The sequence below is a fragment of the Acidovorax sp. 35-64-16 genome (assembly GCF_002281195.1).
GTDB lineage: Bacteria > Pseudomonadota > Gammaproteobacteria > Burkholderiales > Burkholderiaceae_C > Acidovorax > Acidovorax defluvii.
In genome coordinates this window covers 32,954-52,659 of record NZ_NCFM01000018.1, presented here as the reverse complement: position 1 = coordinate 52,659, position 19,706 = coordinate 32,954, and the positions used below count along the sequence as shown (strand labels likewise).

The 19,706-nt window shown below is 64.6% G+C and carries 15 protein-coding genes; 5 read left to right on the top strand and 10 right to left on the bottom strand.

The features are described 5' to 3' along the window. Nucleotides 1–23 precede the first annotated feature (23 nt). Complete coding sequence (locus B7Y64_RS12675) at nt 24–1,730, bottom strand: long-chain fatty acid--CoA ligase (protein WP_291326791.1); 1,707 nt, start codon at nt 1,728–1,730, stop codon at nt 24–26. Between the two features lie 106 nt (nt 1,731–1,836). Further along, nucleotides 1,837–6,009: an ATP-dependent RNA helicase HrpA gene (gene hrpA / locus B7Y64_RS12670; protein ID WP_291329059.1), complete on the bottom strand. Its 4,173-nt coding sequence runs from the start codon at nt 6,007–6,009 to the stop codon at nt 1,837–1,839. A gap of 77 nt (nt 6,010–6,086) precedes the next feature. Here hrpA and argA point away from each other — a divergent pair, with 77 nt between their 5' ends. Next, the gene (argA, locus tag B7Y64_RS12665) at nt 6,087–7,433 is read left to right on the top strand and encodes an amino-acid N-acetyltransferase (RefSeq protein WP_114654861.1); all 1,347 of its coding nucleotides are present in this window, start codon (nt 6,087–6,089) and stop codon (nt 7,431–7,433) included. Here argA and bla read toward each other — a convergent pair. Beyond that, on the bottom strand, nt 7,420–8,349 hold the full coding sequence (gene bla, locus B7Y64_RS12660; RefSeq protein ID WP_291326793.1) for a class A beta-lactamase: 930 nt from the start codon (nt 8,347–8,349) through the stop codon (nt 7,420–7,422). The two genes, argA and bla, sit on opposite strands and share 14 nt — an antisense overlap. A 183-nt stretch (nt 8,350–8,532) precedes the next feature. On the opposite strand from bla, the gene B7Y64_RS12655 reads away from it, so the two are divergent. Further along, entirely contained in the window at nt 8,533–9,531 is a 999-nt protein-coding gene (locus B7Y64_RS12655) for a rhodanese-related sulfurtransferase (protein ID WP_024814928.1), read from the top strand. After that, the gene (locus B7Y64_RS12650) at nt 9,528–10,223 is read left to right on the top strand and encodes a glutathione S-transferase (RefSeq protein WP_024814927.1); all 696 of its coding nucleotides are present in this window, start codon (nt 9,528–9,530) and stop codon (nt 10,221–10,223) included. Before B7Y64_RS12655 ends, B7Y64_RS12650 begins: the two co-directional genes overlap by 4 nt. 205 nt (nt 10,224–10,428) lie before the next feature. Here the strand turns inward: B7Y64_RS12650 and B7Y64_RS12645 are convergent, their stop codons facing one another. The 6 genes from B7Y64_RS12645 to B7Y64_RS12620 all read right to left on the bottom strand — a co-directional run bounded on the left by B7Y64_RS12645 (nt 10,429) and on the right by B7Y64_RS12620 (nt 15,839). Continuing rightward, on the bottom strand, nt 10,429–10,959 hold the full coding sequence (locus tag B7Y64_RS12645; protein WP_291326795.1) for a disulfide bond formation protein B: 531 nt from the start codon (nt 10,957–10,959) through the stop codon (nt 10,429–10,431). Between the two features lie 112 nt (nt 10,960–11,071). Next, nucleotides 11,072–12,196, bottom strand: coding sequence for a sulfate ABC transporter ATP-binding protein (locus B7Y64_RS12640; protein WP_291326797.1), 1,125 nt, complete (start codon nt 12,194–12,196; stop codon nt 11,072–11,074). Nucleotides 12,197–12,211: 15 nt separating this feature from the next. Next, nucleotides 12,212–13,126 carry a sulfate ABC transporter permease subunit CysW gene (gene cysW, locus B7Y64_RS12635; protein ID WP_291329057.1) on the bottom strand — a complete coding sequence of 305 codons (915 nt, stop codon included), beginning with the start codon at nt 13,124–13,126 and terminating at the stop codon, nt 12,212–12,214. Further along, the gene (gene cysT / locus B7Y64_RS12630) at nt 13,123–14,013 is read right to left on the bottom strand and encodes a sulfate ABC transporter permease subunit CysT (RefSeq protein WP_291329055.1); all 891 of its coding nucleotides are present in this window, start codon (nt 14,011–14,013) and stop codon (nt 13,123–13,125) included. The genes cysW and cysT overlap by 4 nt, the downstream gene beginning before the upstream one ends. 3 nt (nt 14,014–14,016) lie before the next feature. Continuing rightward, entirely contained in the window at nt 14,017–15,015 is a 999-nt protein-coding gene (locus B7Y64_RS12625) for a sulfate ABC transporter substrate-binding protein (RefSeq protein ID WP_111864194.1), read from the bottom strand. A gap of 212 nt (nt 15,016–15,227) precedes the next feature. Continuing rightward, nucleotides 15,228–15,839: an alpha/beta hydrolase gene (locus B7Y64_RS12620; protein WP_291327275.1), complete on the bottom strand. Its 612-nt coding sequence runs from the start codon at nt 15,837–15,839 to the stop codon at nt 15,228–15,230. Nucleotides 15,840–16,112: 273 nt separating this feature from the next. Between B7Y64_RS12620 and B7Y64_RS12615 the strand changes: the two genes are divergently transcribed. Then, nucleotides 16,113–17,768: a methyl-accepting chemotaxis protein gene (locus tag B7Y64_RS12615; protein ID WP_291327277.1), complete on the top strand. Its 1,656-nt coding sequence runs from the start codon at nt 16,113–16,115 to the stop codon at nt 17,766–17,768. Between the two features lie 92 nt (nt 17,769–17,860). On the opposite strand, the gene B7Y64_RS12610 is transcribed toward B7Y64_RS12615, so the two are convergent. Beyond that, on the bottom strand, nt 17,861–18,808 hold the full coding sequence (locus B7Y64_RS12610) for a LysR family transcriptional regulator (RefSeq protein ID WP_291327287.1): 948 nt from the start codon (nt 18,806–18,808) through the stop codon (nt 17,861–17,863). A 128-nt stretch (nt 18,809–18,936) separates the two neighbouring features. Here B7Y64_RS12610 and B7Y64_RS12605 point away from each other — a divergent pair, with 128 nt between their 5' ends. Beyond that, nucleotides 18,937–19,578 carry an FMN-dependent NADH-azoreductase gene (locus B7Y64_RS12605; RefSeq protein ID WP_291327279.1) on the top strand — a complete coding sequence of 214 codons (642 nt, stop codon included), beginning with the start codon at nt 18,937–18,939 and terminating at the stop codon, nt 19,576–19,578. Nucleotides 19,579–19,706: the final 128 nt, after the last annotated feature.

Genomic DNA, 19,706 nt, shown 5'->3' with positions numbered 1-19,706 from the left:
CCCGCCGGGCTGGCGCCAGGCAATCAGCCCCCGGAAGCTGCGACGTCTGGCGCTTCCTTTTCCTGCAACAAGCGCCACATCACCTTGCCGCTGCCGCTTTTGGGAAGCGCCGATACGAACTGCACGATGCGTGGCACCTTGTACACCGCCATGTTCTCGCGGCACCAGTCGATGATTTCCTGCTCGGTCGTGTGCTGGTGCGTGGGGCGCAGCACCACCACGGCCTTCACGGTTTCGCCGCGGTAGCTGTCTTTGGCGGCGATGATGCAGGCCTCTTGTACAGCGGGGTGGCGAAACATCAGCGCCTCGACCTCGGCAGGCCACACCTTGAAGCCGCTGGCGTTGATCATGCGTTTGAGGCGGTCGGTCAGGAAAAAATAGCCGTCTTCGTCCATGCGCCCCAGGTCGCCCGAGCGGAAAAAGCGCTTGCCCTCGAACTCGATGAACGCCGCTTCGGTGGCCTCGGGCCGTTTCCAGTAGCCCTCGAACACCTCGGGGCCGTGGATGATGATCTCGCCCTGCTCGCCCACCGGCATTTCCTGCAGGGTGTCGGGGTCGATCACGCGCGCATCGGTGCCAATGAAAGGGATGCCCAGGCATTGCTGCTTGGGGTTGTCGGGCGGGTTGGTGTGCGATGGCGCCGCTGTCTCGGTAAGGCCATAGCCCTCGGCATAGCGCAGGCCATAGTGCTCCAGCAGGCGCTGGGCCACGGCCTGGGGCATGGCGGCGCCGCCGCCGCCAATGTAGGCCAGGCTGGAGAGGTCGTACTGCGCAAAATTGGGGCTGGCCAGCAGGTCGATGACCATGGTGGGAATGTTGGTCCACGTCGTGACCTTGTAGCGTGAGATCAGTCGCCCGGCCAAGTCGCGGTCCCACCGGGGCATCACCAGCAGCGTGGCGCCCATATAGATGGCCGCGTGCATCACGCTCACCATGCCCGTGATGTGGAACATGGGCACCACGGCCAGCGTCACGTTGTCGGCCGCTCCGTTGCCCCACAGGCTGCTGGCCACCGCGTTGTGCATGATGCTTTTGTGCAGGTGCATGCAGCCCTTGGGCAGGCCTGTGGTGCCGCTGGTGTAGGGCAACACCGCCAGATCGTTCAGGCCCACCAGCAATGCGGGCGGTGCGGCGGTGCAGGCCAGCGCATCGGCCCAGGCATGCGCCTGACCACCTTCAAGGGCAGGCAAGGCGTGGGGGGTGCAAAGCCACTCACGCCAGGTGTCGGGCGGTGCGTCGGGGCCCGCAATGTCGGCATCAAAGGCATCGGTGAACTGCGTCACCACCAGGTGCGCCAGCCGCTCGCCGGGTGCCAGCGCGTTGCTGGCCTTGGCCAGCTCGGGGGCCAGGTCGCCGGTGGTGATGGCCACCTTGGTGTCGGGGTCGGTGATGTAGTGCTTGAGCTCTTCGGCCCGGTTCATCGGGTTGACCGGCACCACCACCGCGTTGGCGCGCAAGATGGCAAAGTGCGCCATCACCAGTTGCGGGCAGTTCTGCATGCACAGCACCACGCGGTCGCCGCGCTGCACGCCCAGCTGCGCCAGCCGGGCGGCCAGGCGCTCGGCGCCCTCGGCCAGCGCACGGTAGCTCAGCGCACGGCCAAAGAACACCACCGCCGCCTTGTCGGGGTAGCGGCGGGCGTTGATGGCCAGGTTGTCCCACAGCGAGGTGGCGGGCAAGGTGATGGAATGGGGCAGCCGGCGGGGCCAGAACTTGAAGTGGGGGCGCATGAAATGTTCCTTTGCCCCGGAGCCTAGGGCGCCTGCGGCGCGGTGGCATTGGGGATGCCACTGATGCCGCGTCGCGCAGGTGACGCCAGCGCGGCCCCCTCCCCCGTCAGCTATTGACCTGCGCCCACAGCTTGTCCAGCCGTTTCACACTCACCGGCTGGGGCGTGCGCAGCTCTTGCGCGAAGAAGCTCACGCGCAGCTCTTCCAGCAGCCAGCGCAGCTCTTGCATGCGGGCGTCCACCGCACCCTTGCGCTCAGCCACCAGGCGCCAGTAGCGCTGCTCTTGTGGGCGCAGCTCGGCCAGTTTGGCGGCGTCGCGGGCGGGGTCGGCGCGGTATTTTTCCAGCCGCAGGGTGATGGCCTTGAGGTAGCGCGCGTAGTGCGCCAGCTGCGCCCAGGGGGCGGCCGCGATGAAGTTCTTGGGCACCAGGCGTTGCAGTTGCTGCTGCGCGTCCGCCGTGGCCTCGGGGGCGTTTTTGGTGTCCTTGATCTTGCGGGCGGCGGCGGCGTATTCGGTGAGGATGGTGGCGGCCAGGCGCGCCACTTCGTTGGCGATCAGCGTGAGGCGGCCCCGACCTTCTTCGACGCGGCGCTTGAAGGCGAACTCGTCGGTGGGCAGCGGGTCGAGCAAGAAGGCGCGGTCAAGCGCCACGTCGATGATCTGGGTGCGCAGTTCTTCTTGCGTACCCAGCGGCATATAGGCCACGGCCATTTTCTGCAGGTCGGGGATGTTCTTTTCGAGGTATTTGAGCGCGTCCTTGATCTGCAGCGCAAACAGGCGGCGCAGGCCCGCGCGGTGTTTGGCGGCGGCCACCTCGGGCTCGTCGAAAACCTCAATGGTGACGGCGTCGCCGCCGTCGATGAGCGCCGGAAAGCCAATCAGCGTCTGGCCGGCCTTTTTGATTTCCATGAGCTCAGGCAGCTCGCCGAACGTCCAGGTGGTGTAGCGCTGGCCAGCCGGGGTTGAGGGGGCCGATGGCGTGGTGCTGGCTGGTTTGGCGTGCTGGGCAGGCTGAGTGCCACCTTTCACTCCTGATTTAATAGCTGCTTGCGCTTTACCATCAAGCGCTGGAGGCATATTTGACTCAGATTTTGCGCCCTCTGCTGCTGCACCTCCGAGCTTGAGCCCCGCCAGCGCCTGGAACGCCCCGCGCGCCTTGGCGCCCCACTCGGCCTTGAGCGCACCCAGGTTGCGGCCGTGGCCCAGCTGGCGGCCGTGTTCATCGACCACGCGGAAGTTCATGAACAGGTGGGGGCTGAGCATGTCGAGCTTGAAGTCGGCGCGCTTCACGTCGAGCGACGTCTCGTCGCGCACCTGCTTGAGCAGCACATCGGTCAGGCTGCCGGTGCCAAAGCGCTCGGGCGCGCCCAGCAGTTCGGCCAGGCGCGTGGCGCTGTCGGGCAGCGGTACAAAGCGGCTGCGCGGGCGCTGGGGCAGGCTTTTGAGCAGGGCCTGGATCTTGTCCTTGAGCATGCCGGGCACCAGCCACTCGCAGCGCTCGTCACTCACCTGGTTGAGCACGAAGAGCGGAACGGTCACGGTGATGCCGTCGCGCGCATCGCCTGGCTCGTGGAGGTAGCTCGCGGCGCAGTCCACGCCACCCAGCCGCACCGTCTTGGGGAAGGCGTTGGTGGTGATGCCTGCGGCCTCGTGGCGCATCAGCTCTTCGCGGGTGAGCTTGAGCAGATCGGGCTGCCCGGATGGGGAGGCAAGCTGGCGCTTGCGGCTCTCCTCGCGGTACCACGCCTCAAAGCTGTGGCCGCTGCACACCTCGGGCGGCAGTTGCTGGTCATAAAAGGCGTAGATGAGTTCGTCGTCTACCAGCACGTCCTGGCGGCGCGACTTGTGTTCCAGCTCTTCGACCTTGGCGATGAGCTTCTGGTTGGCGGCCAGAAACGGCAGCTTGGTCTCCCAGTTGCCGCCCACCAGCGCCTCGCGGATGAAGATCTCGCGCGCGGCATACGGGTCTACTTTGCCGAAGTTCACGCGGCGGTTGTTGTAGACCACGATGCCATACAGCGTGGCGCGCTCCAGCGCCACCACCTCGGCAGACTTTTTCTCCCAGTGCGGGTCGAGCAGTTGCTTCTTCAGCAAGTGCCCGCCCATCTGCTCCAGCCACTGCGGCTCAATGGCGGCTATGCCCCGGCCAAACAGGCGCGTGGTTTCCACCAGTTCCGACGCAATGATCCAGCGGCCTGGTTTTTTGGAAAGGTGTGCGCCGGGGTGTTTGTAGAACTTGATGCCCCGCGCGCCCAGGTACCAGTCTTCCTCGTCACCCTTGGCACCCACGTTGCCCAGCAGGCCCGCCAGCATGGACAGGTGCAATTGCTCGTAGCTGGCGGGCTGGGTGTTGATCTGCCACTTGTGCTCGGTCACCACCGTGAGCAGTTGCGTGTGGATGTCACGCCACTCGCGCAGGCGGCGGATGCTGATGAAGTTCTGGCGCAGCAACTGCTCGTATTGGCGGTTGCTGAGCTTGTGGGTGGGCGCGGCCACGGCGGGCGCAGGAACGGCTTGCGCGGCGTGCACGGCAGCCACCGTGCGCTGGGCCACGGGCAAAAAGGCCTGCGATGGCGCACGCTGATTCGCCATGGCCTTCTGCGCGCGGGCCGATGGCAGGCTAGGCGCCCCGCCCCGGGCCTCGTTGATCCACTTCCACAGCTTCAGATACCCGCTGAACTCGCTCTTGTCGTCGTCGAACTTGGCGTGCGCCTGGTCGGCCTGCTGCTGCGCCTCCATGGGGCGGTCGCGCACGTCTTGCACGCTGAGTGCACTGGCGATGACCAGCACCTCGTCGAGCGCCTTGCGGTCGCGCGCCTCGATGATCATGCGGCCCACGCGCGGGTCCAGCGGCAGGCGTGACAGCTCTGTGCCCATGGGCGTGAGCTCGTTGGCGTCGTCCACCGCGCCCAGCTCGGACAGCAGCTGATAGCCGTCGGCAATCGCTCGGCCCGAGGGCGCCTCGATGAACGGGAACTGCGTCACATCGCCCAGGTGCAGCGACTTCATGCGCAGGATGACGCCCGCCAGCGAGCTGCGCAAAATTTCGGGGTCGGTAAAGCGCGGGCGGCTGTTGAAGCTGGCCTCGTCGTACAGGCGAATGCAGATGCCGTTGGCCACGCGCCCGCAGCGCCCGGCGCGCTGGTTGGCGGCGGCCTGGCTGATGGGCTCGACCATCAGCTGCTCTACCTTGCTTCTAAAACTGTAGCGCTTGACGCGCGCGGTGCCTGCGTCAAGCACGTATCGAACGCCTGGCACCGTGAGCGAGGTTTCGGCCACGTTGGTGGCCAGCACGATGCGGCGGCCCGTGTGGCCGTCAAAAATGCGGTCCTGCTCGGCCTGCGACAAACGCGCAAACAGCGGCAGCACCTCGGCATTGCGCATCACGGGCTGGTGCGACAGGTGCTTGCGCAGGTGGTCGGCCGCCTCGCGAATCTCGCGCTCGCCGGGCAGAAAGACCAATATGTCGCCGGCCGCATTGCCTTGCCACAGTTCGTCCACACCATCGGCAATGGCTTCGTTCAGGCCATAGTCGCGGCTTTCTTCAAATGGGCGGTAGCGTTGCTCGACCGGGAAGGTGCGGCCCGACACCATGATGATGGGCGCGGGCACCAATTCGCCCCCACGCTCACCCACTGCATGTGGGACGCTGCCCCCTGAGGGGGCCCCGCCCGCCTTGGGGCGGCCCGGCGCCGGGCGGGCGCTTGCAAAGTGCTTGGCAAACCGGTCTGCATCGATGGTGGCCGAGGTCACCACCACCTTCAAATCTGGCCGGCGCGGCAATATCTGGCGGATGTAGCCCAGCAAAAAATCGATGTTGAGGCTGCGCTCGTGCGCCTCGTCGATGATGATGGTGTCGTAGGCCTTGAGCAGCGGGTCGGTCTGCGTCTCGGCCAGCAAGATGCCGTCGGTCATGAGCTTGACCGAAGCATCGCGCGAGAGGCGGTCCTGAAACCGCACCTTGAAGCCCACCACGTCGCCCAGTGTGGTTTTCAGTTCTTCGGCAATGCGCTTGGCCACGCTGCTGGCCGCAATGCGGCGCGGCTGGGTGTGGCCGATGAGCTGGCCCTTTTGCCCTGCAGGCGCGTTGCACTTGCCCCGGCCCAGCGCCAGCGCAATCTTGGGCAACTGCGTGGTCTTGCCCGAGCCGGTTTCGCCGCACACGATGATGACCTGGTGCTGGCGCATGGCCTCCATGATCTCGTCGCGCCGGGCAGAGACGGGCAGGGATTCCGGAAACTCGATGTGCAGGGGAGAGGAAGCGGTGGACGCGGTCAAGGCAGAAACTTCGTAGAGAATCGCGAATTATCCCAGCCCTTGCTGTTTTCCACCCTTCCCGACCGCCCCGCCCGCACATGTCTGCCGTTTTCAACTTCACCTTCGTCCCCTGGTTCCGCTCGGTGGCGCCGTATATCCACAAATTTCGCAACCAGACGTTTGTGATCGGCCTGCCCGGCGAGGGCATTGCAGCGGGCAAGCTGCACAACATTGCGCAAGACCTGGCGCTGATCCAGGCGATGGGCGTGCGCATTGTGCTGGTGCACGGCTTTCGCCCGCAGGTGAATGAGCAGCTGGCAGCCAAGGGGCACGCTGCCAAGTATTCGCACGGCATCCGCATCACCGATTCGGTGGCGCTCGATTGCGCGCAAGAGGCTGCGGGCCAGCTGCGCTATGAAATCGAGGCTGCCTTCAGCCAGGGCCTGCCCAACACGCCCATGGCGGGGGCCACGGTGCGCGTGATTTCGGGCAACTTCTTGACCGCGCGGCCCGTGGGCATTGTGGACGGGGTGGATTTTCAGCACTCGGGCCTGGTGCGCAAGGTGGACGTGGCGGGTATCCAGCGCACGCTGGACATGGGAGCACTGGTGCTGCTGTCGCCGTTTGGCTTCTCGCCCACGGGCGAAGCTTTCAACCTGGCCATGGAAGAAGTGGCCACCAGCGTGGCCATCGAGTTGCGCGCCGACAAGCTGATTTTTCTGACCGAGGTGTCCGGCATCCGCATGCAGCCCGGCGAGCCCGCAGGCGACGACAACCCCATCGACACCGAGCTGCCCCTGGCCGCCGCGCAGGCCCTGCTGGCCACGCTGCCCACCGCGCAGCAGCCCACCGATGTGGGCTTTTACCTGCAGCACTGCGTGAAGGCCTGCAAGGGCGGCGTGGAGCGCAGCCACATCATTCCGTTTGCGCTGGACGGCTCGCTGCTGCTGGAGGTGTATGTGCACGATGGCATCGGCACCATGGTGATCGACGAAAAACTCGAAGAACTGCGTGAAGCCACCGTGGACGACGTGGGCGGCATCCTGCAACTGATCGAGCCGTTCGAGAAGGACGGCACTCTGGTCAAGCGCGACCGCACCGAGATCGAACGTGACATCGCCAGCTACACCATCATCGAGCACGACGGCGTGATCTTTGGTTGCGCCGCGCTCTACCCCTACCCCGAGGCCAAAACGGCCGAAATGGCCGCCGTCACCGTGTCGCCGCAAAGCCAGGGCACGGGCGATGGCGAAAAGCTGCTCAAACGCATAGAGCAGCGCGCCCGCGCCATGGGGCTGGACAGCATCTTTGTGCTGACCACGCGCACCATGCACTGGTTCATCAAGCGCGGCTTCGTGGTGGTAGACCCCGACTGGCTGCCCGATGCGCGCAAGCGCAAATACAACTGGGACCGGCGCAGCCAGGTGCTGGTCAAGAAGCTCTGAACGTCTCGCGCGCAGCGACGACAGCGCGCGCCACCTGGGCAATGGCCGCGTCGCGCTGCTCTGGCTGGGCGGTTGACCGAGTGAGGTAGCAGGTCACGAGCACCGGCGCACCACTGGCGGGGGGCCACAAAACCGCCACATCATTGGCCGTGCCGCTGTCACTGGCCGTACCCGTCTTGTCACCCACCTTCCAGCCCGGCACACCCGCGCGCAAGCGCTTGTCGCCCGTGGTGGTTTCCACCATCCAGCGCTGCAGCCAGGCGCGCGAAGCGGGCGTGAGCGCACCGCCCAACACCAGCTTGCGCATCGTCTGCAGCATGGCCAGTGGTGTGGTGGTGTCGCGCGGGTCGCCCCCGGCGGCCTCATTGAGCGTGGGCTCGGTGCGGTCCAGCCGCGTGGCGCCATCGCCCAGCGAGCGCACGAAGGCCGTGAACCCGGCCGGGCCACCGTGGCGCGCCAGCAGCAAATTGGCGGCGGTGTTGTCGCTCAGACTCACGGTGGCAGCGCACAGCTCGCCCACGGTGAGGCCACCGCCGTCGCCCGCACGCGGGCCGCTGACGGGCGAATACGCCACCACATCGGCCACCGGGTAGTGCACGCGGGCGTCCAGACGCTCCTTGCCCTGATCCACCAGGGCCAGCATCCAGCCCGCCAGCACCAGCTTGAAGGTGCTGGCCATGGCAAAACGTTCGTCCTGCCGCCAGCCCAGCGCCAGGCCCGAGCCCGTGTCCAGCATGGCCACGCCCAGGCGGCCCTGGGCGGCGCGCTCGATCCCGGCCAGCGCGTCGCTCCATTGGCGGGCCGTCTTGCCATGGGCTGCGCCACCCGGCCCATTGGCGATGCCTGCAGCGGCACAACCCCAGAGGGGCAGCGCAGCAACAGCCACCAAGCCCAAAGAAATCGTTCGTCTTTGCATGAGGAAATGTTGAAAAGTTGAAAGATAGCCTGAAAGACAAGGTGCTTGAGCCCCGACAGGACGAGCGCAGGCGCTGCGACCGGGGGTGGATCGGATAGTGCGGGCAATGCACACAACTGCGCGACTCGCCGAGGCGAAAAGCGACCGCTATCATCCCTCCTCCTCTTCAATGGCGCGCCTTTCGTGGACCCGGTCACCCCCCGCTATCTCACCGTTGCCCTGTACCAGTTTGTCGACCTGCCCGACTGCGCCACCTTGCGCGCGCCACTGCAGGCGCTGTGCGACGAACAGGGCGTGCGCGGCATGCTGCTGCTGGCGCCGGAGGGCATCAACGGCACCATCGCAGGCAAACCGGACGCCGTGCACGCGGTGCTCACCTGGCTGCGCAGCGACGCCCGCTTTGCGGCCCTGCAGCACAAGGAGGCGCCCACCGAACGCCAGCCGTTCTACCGCATGCGCGTGCGCCTCAAGCGCGAGATCGTCACGCTGGGCGTGCCGGGCCTCAACCCCGCGCGCAACGCGGGCACCTATGTGAAGCCCGAGGACTGGAACGCGCTCATCGACGACCCGGATGTGGTGGTGGTGGACACCCGCAACGACTACGAAGTGGGCATTGGCACGTTCGAGCGCGCGGTGAACCCGCATACCAAGAGTTTTGCAGAGTTTCCGGCCTGGGTGGCGGCGCAATCGCAACCCGGTGGCGTACTCGCTGGCAAGCCCCGTGTGGCCATGTTCTGCACGGGTGGCATCCGCTGCGAGAAGTCCACCGCATTCCTCAAATCGCAGGGTTTTGAAGAGGTATTTCACCTCGAAGGCGGCATCCTCAAGTACCTGGAAACCATGCCGGAGCAAGACAGCCGCTGGCAAGGCGACTGTTTTGTGTTTGACGAGCGGGTGTCCGTGGGCCACGGCCTGGCACCAGGCCACCACCAGCTGTGCCGGTCGTGCCGCATGCCACTGGGCGAAGCTGAGCTTGCGTCGCCCCACTATGTGCGGGGCGTGAGCTGCCCCTATTGCCATGGCACGCGCACGCCCGAACAAGAGCGCGCGCTGGCCGAGCGCCAACGCCAGATGGATCTGGCAGACCAACGGGGACAGGCGCACCTGGGCGCACGGCAACCGGGCAACCCGGCGCACCGCTCCCACACAGATGGGGGTGTAAGCAAGGACGAGTCCGCGTGAGCGCCCTGCCCGTCCTGTATTCCTTTCGCCGCTGCCCGTACGCCATGCGCGCCCGACTGGCCCTGGCCGTAAGCGGTCAGGTTTGCGAGTTACGCGAGGTGGTGCTGCGAAACAAGCCACAAGGTCTGCTGCAGGCATCGCCCAAGGCCACCGTGCCCGTGCTGGTGTTGCCCGGCGGCCAGGTGCTGGACCAAAGCCTTGCCATCATGCGTTGGGCGCTGGAGCGGCATGACCCCGGCCGCTGGCTACACCCGAGCCATGGCGCATTGGCCGACATGCTGGCGCTGATTGCCGAATGCGACGGCCCTTTCAAACATGCGCTGGACCGCTGCAAATACCCGAGCCGCTATCCCGAAGCCGATACCGCCCTGGCCAGCACACAGGCCGCGCAATGGCTGCAAGGGCTGGACGAGCGGCTGGGAGAGCATGACTTTTTGTTTGGCCGTCACGCCACACTGTCCGACATGGCCATCGCGCCTTTCGTGCGGCAGTTTGCGGGCATCAACGCCCCCTGGTGGGATGCCCAGCCCTGGCCGCATCTGCAGGCGTGGCTGGCGCAGTGGCAGGCGAGCCGCTTGTTCGAGAGCGTGATGCACAAGCTGCCTGCGTGGGTGGATGGCACGGAGGGGGTCCTGTTTCCGCACCCTGCAGCGACTTCGGCCGCCGGTGGTAGCGCTTGTAACCCGCTCTGAACTGCGGCGCCTTCGTTTTGAACCAGAACCGGGCGTGGCGGGGGGACAAGACTTCTGCTGAGGGCCCGCTGCCATCGGTCAGAGTTACCAGACAGCGGCCGTTCTTCACCCGGCCAGCGCGAGAAGCCTTCGGCTCCGATGCACCCAAAAAACAAAAGGCACTCAGAAGAGCGCCTTTCGCAAGATCCATGGCGAGCCAAGGGCATCAAACCATCGAGTATCCCGAGCCTCCGCGACCGCCAACCTTCAAAGCCCGCACCAGCAGCACGAGCAACATCAGCCCAAAGCCCGCGAAGCAGATGAACGACCAGTTGGCAATCGAGCCGCCCAGGAACGTCCAGTCGATCGCCGTGCAGTCGCCCGAGCCACGGAAGATCATGGGGATGGAACGGCTGATGGGGTAGTTTTCGATCATTCCGTAAAAGTCGCGCCCACAGGTGGCCACTTCGGGCGGGTACCACTGCAGCCAGCTTTGGCGCGCCGCCACGAAGGCGCCGAAGCCGGCAGCGACGACAGCGACGCTTGCCAGCGACATCCACCAGCCGCGCGAGTTGCGGGCAGCGGCCAGGCCGGTGAACACAGCCACGGCGATCAACGCATAGCGCTGCACGATGCACATCGGGCACGGCTCAAGCCCCACCACGTGCTGCAGGTACATGCCAAATGCCAGCATCCCTACGCACGCTGCGCTGATCAGTGCCAGCACGCGGCGCGGGTTCGCGGTCAACCAATTCATTCCTTCTCCCTCATTCAATAGCTGCTGCCAACAGTGCATCGGTGGATCTGGCTCCGCCAGTCTACCGGGTGCGTCCCCCTCAGGGGGAAGACGCGCAGCGGCTCAGGGGGAATCAGATTCCAGCGGCGTGGTCCAGAAAAACCCGGGCGCGGCGCGGTGTCACCACCAGCGTTTCACCCTCTTTGAAACCCATTTCCTTGAACTGCTGCGCAGGGATCTGCGCTTCGATCAAGTGGTCTGGGGACGCATTGTCCGCTGGTTTGTGGTCATCGGAGGGAATAAGTTCCAGCCGAGCAATCGGGCCCACCACAATGGCGCGGCTCAGCTGCGCGACGATGCCGCGGGGGCGGCCCTCGGCGTCCAGCCCGGCGCCGGGTGCGTAGCGCTCCACATCCAGATCGTGCGGGCGCACATAGGCAAAGGCCTTGGCGTTCTGTGCCTGGCTGTGCTCGGGCGAATCGAGCTCGATGCCGTCCATATGCACCAGCCCTTCGTGCGCACGGCCATGGAACAGGTTCACATCGCCCAGGAAACCATACACAAACGGGCTGGCGGGCTGGTCCCACACCTGCTGGGGCGAGCCGCTTTGCTCGATACGCCCCTGGTTGATCACCACCACGCGGTCGGCCACTTCCAGTGCTTCTTCCTGGTCGTGCGTCACGAAGATGGAAGTGACATGCAGCTCGTCGTGCAGGCGGCGCAGCCAGCGGCGCAACTCCTTGCGCACCTTGGCATCGAGCGCGCCAAAAGGCTCGTCGAGCAGCAGCACCTTGGGCTCCACCGCCAGGGCGCGGGCCAGGGCAATGCGCTGGCGCTGGCCGCCCGAAAGCTGTGACGGGTAGCGCTCGGCCAGCCAATCGAGCTGCACCAGCTTGAGCAGGTCCATCACCTTTTTCTTGATCTGCGCATCGCTCGGGCGCTCGCTGCGGGGTTTCACGCGCAGACCAAAGGCTACGTTCTCGAACACGGTCATGTGGCGGAACAGCGCGTAGTGCTGGAACACAAAGCCCACGTTGCGCTCGCGCACATGCACGTCGGTGGTGTCTTCGCCGCTGAAATGGATGCTGCCCACGTCGGCCGTCTCCAGCCCCGCGATGATGCGCAAAAGCGTGGTCTTGCCGCAGCCCGAGGGGCCGAGGAGCGCGATGAGTTCACCCGATGCGATGTCGAGGCTGACGTCGCGCAGCGCATGGAAGTCGCCAAACTGCTTGCTGACGTTACGGATTTCAATGCTCATGATGTTCTTGTTCCTTCAGCGCGCAGCGGTTGCAGCGGCGGGCGCAGGGCGCTCGGGTGGCAACTCGGCAGCGGCTTTCAAAGCCTGCTCGTTGCGGTGTTCGGCGATCGTCTTGATGACCAGGGTGACCAGGGCCAGCAAGGCCAGCAGTGAGGCTGCGGCAAACGCAGCCACCGACTGGTACTCGTTGTAGAGGATTTCCACATGCAGCGGGATGGTGTTGGTCTGACCACGGATGTGGCCCGACACCACCGACACCGCACCAAATTCGCCCATCGCCCGTGCGTTGCACAAAATCACGCCATACAGCAGGCCCCACTTGATGTTGGGCAGGGTGACATACCAAAACGTCTGCCAGCCGGTGGCGCCCAGCACGATGGCGGCCTGTTCCTCGTCGTTGCCCTGCGCCTGCATCAGCGGGATCAGCTCGCGCGCGATGAACGGAAAGGTCACGAACACGGTGGCCAGCACAATGCCCGGCACGGCAAAGATGATCTTGATGTCGTGCTCTTGCAGCCACGGGCCAAACCAGCCCTGCGCGCCAAACATCAGCACGTAGACCAGGCCAGCTACGACAGGAGACACCGAGAACGGCAAGTCCACCAGCGTTGTCAAAAACGCCTTGCCCTTGAACTCGTACTTGGCAATGCACCACGCAGCCGCCACACCAAACACCAGGTTCAGTGGCACCGCAATCAAGGCGGTAATCAGCGTGAGCTGGATGGCCGACCAGGCATCGGGCTCGCGCAGGCCTTCCAGATACGCGCCGAAACCCTTGCGCAGCGCCTCGGCAAACACGGCGGCCAGCGGCAGCACCAGGAACAGCAGCATGAAGCCCAGCGCCAGCGCGATCAGCATGAAACGCACCCAGGGCGCCTCTGTGGTGCCGGCGCGGGCACGGCGCACCGTGCGAGTATTGTTTCCACTCATGCCGGAGCCCCCGCGTGGCGTCGCTGCCAGGCTTGCAGTGCATTGATGATGAGCAGCAGGATGAACGAGATCACCAGCATCACCACCGCCACGGCGGTGGCGCCGGCGTAGTCGTACTGCTCCAGCTTGCCGATGATGATGAGCGGCGTGATTTCAGACACCATGGGGACGTTGCCTGCAATGAAGATGACCGAGCCGTATTCGCCCACCGCCCGCGCAAATGCCATGGCAAAGCCGGTGAGCAACGCGGGAGTGATGGAGGGCAGGATGACCTTGGTGAAGGTCTGAAAACGCGTGGCGCCCAGGCAGGTGGCGGCTTCTTCGAGTTCTTTTTCAGCGTCTTCCAGCACCGGCTGCACCGTGCGCACCACAAATGGCAGGCCGATAAAGATCAGCGCGATCACGATGCCCGCGGGCTTGAACGCCAGCTGGATGCCCATGGGCTCCAGGATCTGGCCGATCCATCCATTGCCCGCCAGCAGCGCCGTCAGCGAGATGCCGGCCACTGCGGTGGGCAGTGCAAACGGCAGATCCACCAGCGCATCCACCAGCTTTTTGCCCGGAAACTTGTAGCGCACCAGCACCCAGGCGATCAGCAGGCCGAACACCAGGTTGACCATCGCCGCGAAGAACGAGGCACCAAAAGTCAACTGGTACGACGCCACCACGCGCGGTGAGCTGATAGCCGCCCAGAACTGGTCCCAGGTGAGCGTGAAGGTCTTGAAGATCAGTGCCGACAGGGGGATCAGCACGATGATGCTCAGATAAAACAGCGTGTAGCCCAGCGTCAGGCCAAAGCCGGGCAGCACCCGCTTGGGCGCACGCCGACCAGCCTGCGCAGAAGTCAGCAACGCCGACTGCGCGGCCGCAGAGGTCGCAGCGGTCATGGCTTATTTGGTGCTGTAAATTTTGTCGAACTGGCCGCCGTCATTGAAGTGCACCTTCTGCGCTTCGGTCAACGAACCAAAGTACTTGGCCACCGTGAACTGCTTGAGTGGTTTGAACGTGGCAGCGTGCTTTTTGAGCACGGCTTCCGAGCGGGGGCGAATTGCGTGCTTGGCCGCGATTTCCTGCGCTTCATCGGAATACAGGTAGTCGAGGTAAGCCTTGGCAAGCTGCGCCGTGCCCTTCTTGGCAACCGTGCGCTCCACCACGGCCACGGGGTTCTCGGCCACCACGCTGACCGACGGGTACACGGAATCGACCTTGCCCACGCCGAATTCGCGGTCGATCGACACCACTTCGGATTCAAACGTGATCAGCACGTCGCCAATGTTGCGCTGCAAAAAGGTGGCCGTGGCATCGCGCCCGCCCTTGGCCAGCACGGGCACATTCTTGTAGAGCTTGGCCACAAATTCGGCGGCCTGCGCCTCGGTGCCACCCTTTTCGCGCACGGCGCCCCAGGCGGCCAGATACGCGTAGCGGCCATTGCCGCCGGTCTTGGGGTTGACCACGATCACCTGCACACCGGGCTTGATGAGGTCGTCCCAGTCCTTGATGCCCTTGGGGTTGCCGTTGCGCACCAAAAACAGCATGGTCGATGTGGTGGGCGATGCGTCGTGCGGAAACTTCTTGGCCCAGTCTTTCGCGACCACGCCGCTGTCGGCCAGAAACTGCACGTCGGTGGTGGTGTTCATGGTCACCACGTCGGCGGCCAGGCCATCGTTCACAGCGCGCGCCTGGGCGCTGGAGCCGGCGTGCGACTGGTCGATCTTGACGTCCTGGCCGGTGGTCTTTTTGTAGTGCGCGGCAAAGGCGGCGTTGTAGTCCTTGTAGAACTCGCGTGCCACGTCGTACGACACGTTCAGCAAGCTCTGCTGCGCCATGGATGCGCCGCTCGCGGCCAGGGCCAACGTGGCCAGGAGGGTCTTGAGTTTCAAAGAAGTCATGGTTGCGCGCCTGATCAAAAACGGTTGATGGGGCATTGTGCTGAGCCCTGCTTAAAACTCAAAAGAATATATTCTTGTTAATTAATCGAAATTGGGTATATAGAAATTTCAACCCGCAGCCCTGCTTGCGACTGGCAATGCGCCGAGCCCATCAAAATATCAAGCCAAAATGCCATCTAGCGCTTATGCAGCAAGCGCTAGCAGCTATTATTTTATGAGCACTCCAGCCCGACGGCCTGCTGTGCCGCTGCGGCAGACACCTGCACGGTGACGGAGGAATGCGCCACACCACGGGCCGCATCGCCTTGCAGCGACTGCAGCAGCGCCCAGCCCAGTGGCCACTCGCCGTGACCCGAGTCGATGTTGATGTGCCCGGCGTTCTGCATGTGCACGAACTCGCTGCCCCAGGCTCGCGCATAGGCGCCTGCCAGGCGGATGGGACAGAAGGGGTCGTTGCTGCTGGCCACCACGATGCTGCGGTAAGGCAGCGCGGCGTAAGGCACGGGTGCAAAGTCGCTCAGGATCGCGCGGCGCTCCGGGTCGGCCGGGGCCACCAGCAACGCACCACACACGCGGGCCGCCGCTTCGCAGCCCATGTGGGTGGTGGCAATGCAGCCCAGGCTGTGCGCCACGATGACCACGGGGTTCGGCGCGGGCAGCACGGTTTTTTCGAGTTGCCCAACCCAGGCCAGCCACGTGGGCGAAATCCAGTCGTCCTGCACCACGCGGCGGGCGTTGGGCAGGCGCTCGGCCCACAGGCTTTGCCAGTGGCCGGGGCCGGAGTCGCGCCAGCCCGCAACGATGACGATGGAAGTGTTGGTCACAGAGTGGGCATTCTGCGAGCCTCGCTTTAAAACCCAAACGACTGAATTCTTGTTACTTAATCGCCAAATGATCTGAAAGAAGCTTCACTGGGCCCAAGCTTCACAAGACAAAAACTATCAAGTAAATAATTTATACCAAACGGCTTGACAAGGTACCAACTAGTACAATGGTAACCAAATGCAAAAAAGTCCTGGCGACAGACCGCTCACGTCAGCGCCGTAGGACCTGGATTGGCATCTCCGTTACAACACATCTTTACGAGGCACATTTCAATGCACACATGGAAAATCAGCCAGCGCCTGATGGCGGGCTTCGGCCTGGTCATCGTGGCTTTGCTGGGCATGTCGATCTACAGCATGCTGATTGCGCGGGGCATCGACGGCGCGCTCACGGCCAACGCCACCCAGAACGCAGTCATTCAGCGTGCGGCCATCAATTTCCGGGGCTCAGCACACGACCGCTCCATTGCGGTGCGCGATGTGGTGCTGGCGCCCAGCGAAGACGCTCGCAAGAAAGAAGTCGAATCTATCGCGCGGCTGGCAGATTTCTATGCCAAGTCGGCCACGCAACTGGACGCAGTGCTCCAGACCGCCACCCAGGTGCCCCCGGAAGTAGGGCCCATGGTGCAAGCGCTCAAAGACATCGAAGCACGCACCGTGGCCACCACCGCCAAGGTGGTGGCACTGGTGCAGTCCGGTGATCGCACAGGCGCAGAAGCCCTGCTCTGGGCCGAAGCCAAGCCGCAATACGAGCAGTGGCTGGCAGCGGCCAACAAGCTCATCGACTACGAAGAAGCCCGCATCATCAAGAACAGCGCGACAGCCAACCAGGACGCCAGCCAGTTCACGGGCGTGATGCTCGCCATCACCTTGCTGGCAATGCTGATCAGCGTGGCCGCCACGGTCATTGTGTCGCGCAGCATTGGCCGCGAGTTGGGCGCAGAGCCCAGCGAAGTGCGCGCCGTGGTGCAGGCCATACAGCAGGGCGACCTGACGGTGCCCGTGCACGTCAAGGCGGGCGACACCGGCAGCGTGATGGTGGCCGTGCGCGACATGCAGCAGCGGTTTCATGAACTGGTGTCCGCCGTGCGCGACAACATTGGCCAACTGCGCGCCACCAGCGATGACATCAGCAGTGGCAACCAGAACCTGGGCCACCGCACCGAGCAGGCCGCCAGCAGCCTGGAGCAAACCGCCGCCAGCATGGAAGAGCTGACCGCCACCGTGCGCCAAAGTGCCGACTCGGCCCGTCAGGCCAACCAGCTGGCCACCACCGCGGCCAGCACCGCCACCAAGGGTGGCGAGGTGATGCAGCAGGTGGTGAGCACCATGCAGGACATCCACCACAGCAGCCAGAAGATTGCCGACATCATCGGCGTAATTGACGGCATTGCGTTTCAGACCAATATCCTGGCGCTGAACGCGGCAGTCGAGGCGGCCCGCGCAGGCGAGCAGGGGCGCGGCTTTGCGGTGGTGGCAACCGAAGTGCGCAGCCTGGCACAGCGCAGCGCGGAAGCGGCCAAAGAGATCAAGTCACTGATCCAGACCAGTGTGGACAAGGTGGACTCGGGCACGCAGCTGGTGGCCAACGCAGGCATGACCATGAATGAGATCGTCCAAGGCGTGCAGCGCGTGAACGGCATGATTGGCGAAATCAGCACCGCTGCCGCAGAGCAAAGCGACGGCATCTCGCAAGTCAACGTGGCCGTCACGCAGCTGGACCAGATGACACAGCAAAACGGCGCACTGGTGGGCGAAAGCACCACCGCCGCCGAGAACCTGCGCGAACAGGCCCAGCGCCTGGCCGAGCTGGTGGCGGTGTTCCAGGTGAGCGGCGGTGCGGGCCTGGGAAGCACAGCCACCCGCTCTGCCCCTCGCAACCACAGCACGTCCATGCCCTCGCCTGCTGTGCGCCGCCTTGCCCACTGAAATTTGGATGCGCGGGTACGCGGGGTGATCCATCCCCTGCGCGGGGCCATCGCCTGTAGTCGGCGCAGGCAGGTCGATGCCCACGCAGCCGATCAAATGCCCGAACCGTCCGTGCCTTGCATCGCCTGCCGGGTTGCCTGGCTGCTGCGGCCAGGCATGGCCTCGCCCAGGTAATCCAGAAAACTCCGCACGGCGGGTGACAAGCCTCGGCGCGACGGGAAGACCGCATGCACGATGGAAGGCGCAGGCGCCCAGTCGGGCAGCACACGCACCAGCTTGCGCGCGCGCATTTCGTCCTGGCACATGTAGTCGGGCATCCAGCAGATGCCGGTGCCCGCCATGGCGGCGATCTTGAGGGTGAGCAGGTCATCGGCCACGTAGCGCGGCTGGTGCTGCACTGTCTGGTGCGCACCGCCAGGGCCAATGAGGTTCCAGGTAGAACGGCCATCGGGCGCCGACATGGCAATGCTGTCCATGCGGGCCAGGTCTTCCAGCGTCTTTGGGGTGCCCTGGCGCATCAGTTGCTCGGGGCTGGCCACCAGAATCTGGGTGGCGTGGTCCAGCCGCTTGACCACCATGCTGCCGCTGTCATCCACCGATGGCCGCACGCGCAGCGCCACATCAATGCCCTCCTCCACCAGGTTCACCGCGCGGTTGCTCACCTGCATCTCGACCCGCACCTCGGGGAAACTGGCCAGAAACTGCGGCATCAGCTCCGCCAGCACCGTCTGCGCCAGGGTCACGGGGCAGCTCACGCGGATGGTGCCGCGCGGCGCCGTCTGCACCTGGGCCACGGTGTCGGCAGCGGCCTGGGCCGATTCGCGCATGGCCTGGCAGTGGCGCAGGTAGGCTTCGCCCACCTCGGTGAGCGCAAGCTTGCGCGTGGTGCGCTGCAACAACCGCACGCCCAGCTGCGCCTCCAGCTCGGAAACACGCCGTGACAGGCGCGATTTGGGAACGCCCAGGGCGCGCCCGGCCGCAGCAAAGCCGCCGCGCTCCACCACCTCAGCGAAATACACCATGTCGTTCAGGTCTTGCATGGCAGTCATTGTTCTATGGATGGAACAATCTATCGCAATTTTGCTGGCTTATCAACAAAACGATATCTATCGACAATTGAACCCATGGCCACATGTGGTGGCTCTCTTACAAACTTCCGGAGATCCTCATGCAACTGCTTCACATTGATTCCGCCATCACCGGTGCCCATTCCGTTTCGCGCCAGCTCACCGCGCAAATCGTGGCCACCTATCAGGCCAACCACCCTGGCACGCAGGTGAGCTATCTCGACCTGGTGGCCGATGCCCCAGCCCACTTCACCATGGACGCGATGGCACCCCGCACCGGTCAGACCGACGGCCTGAGCGAAGTGCAAAAGCGCGAGAACGCCGTGTCCGAGCGACTGGTCAGCCAGTTTTTGGCGGCCGACGTGGTGGTGATTGGCGCCCCGTTCTACAACTTCAGCATTCCCACCCAGCTGAAGGCCTGGATTGACCGCATCGCCCAGCCCGGTCGCACCTTCCAGTACACCGCCAACGGCCCCGAAGGCCTGGCCAAGGGCAAGACCGTGATCATTGCCTCCACCCGTGGCGGCGTGTATTCGACCAGCGAAGGCGGCCGTGCCATGGAACACCAGGAAAGCTACCTGCAGACCGTGCTGGGCTTCTTTGGCGTGACCGATGTGCGCTTTGTGCGCGCTGAAGGCGTGGCCATGGGCGACGCAGCCAAAGCCCAGGCCATGGCAGATGCTGCCCAGGCCATTCGCAGCCAGGCCGCTGCCAACCAGCCTCAGGCAACGCAAGCTGCCTGAAGCACAGGGCGCGGTTGGCGCGCCCTGTCCCGTGCAAAGCAAAAAACCCGGCATTGAGCCGGGTTTTTTGTTTTATGAATAAAAACAGGCCTTAGCCCTTATGGGTAAAGCGCTAACAGCTATTATTT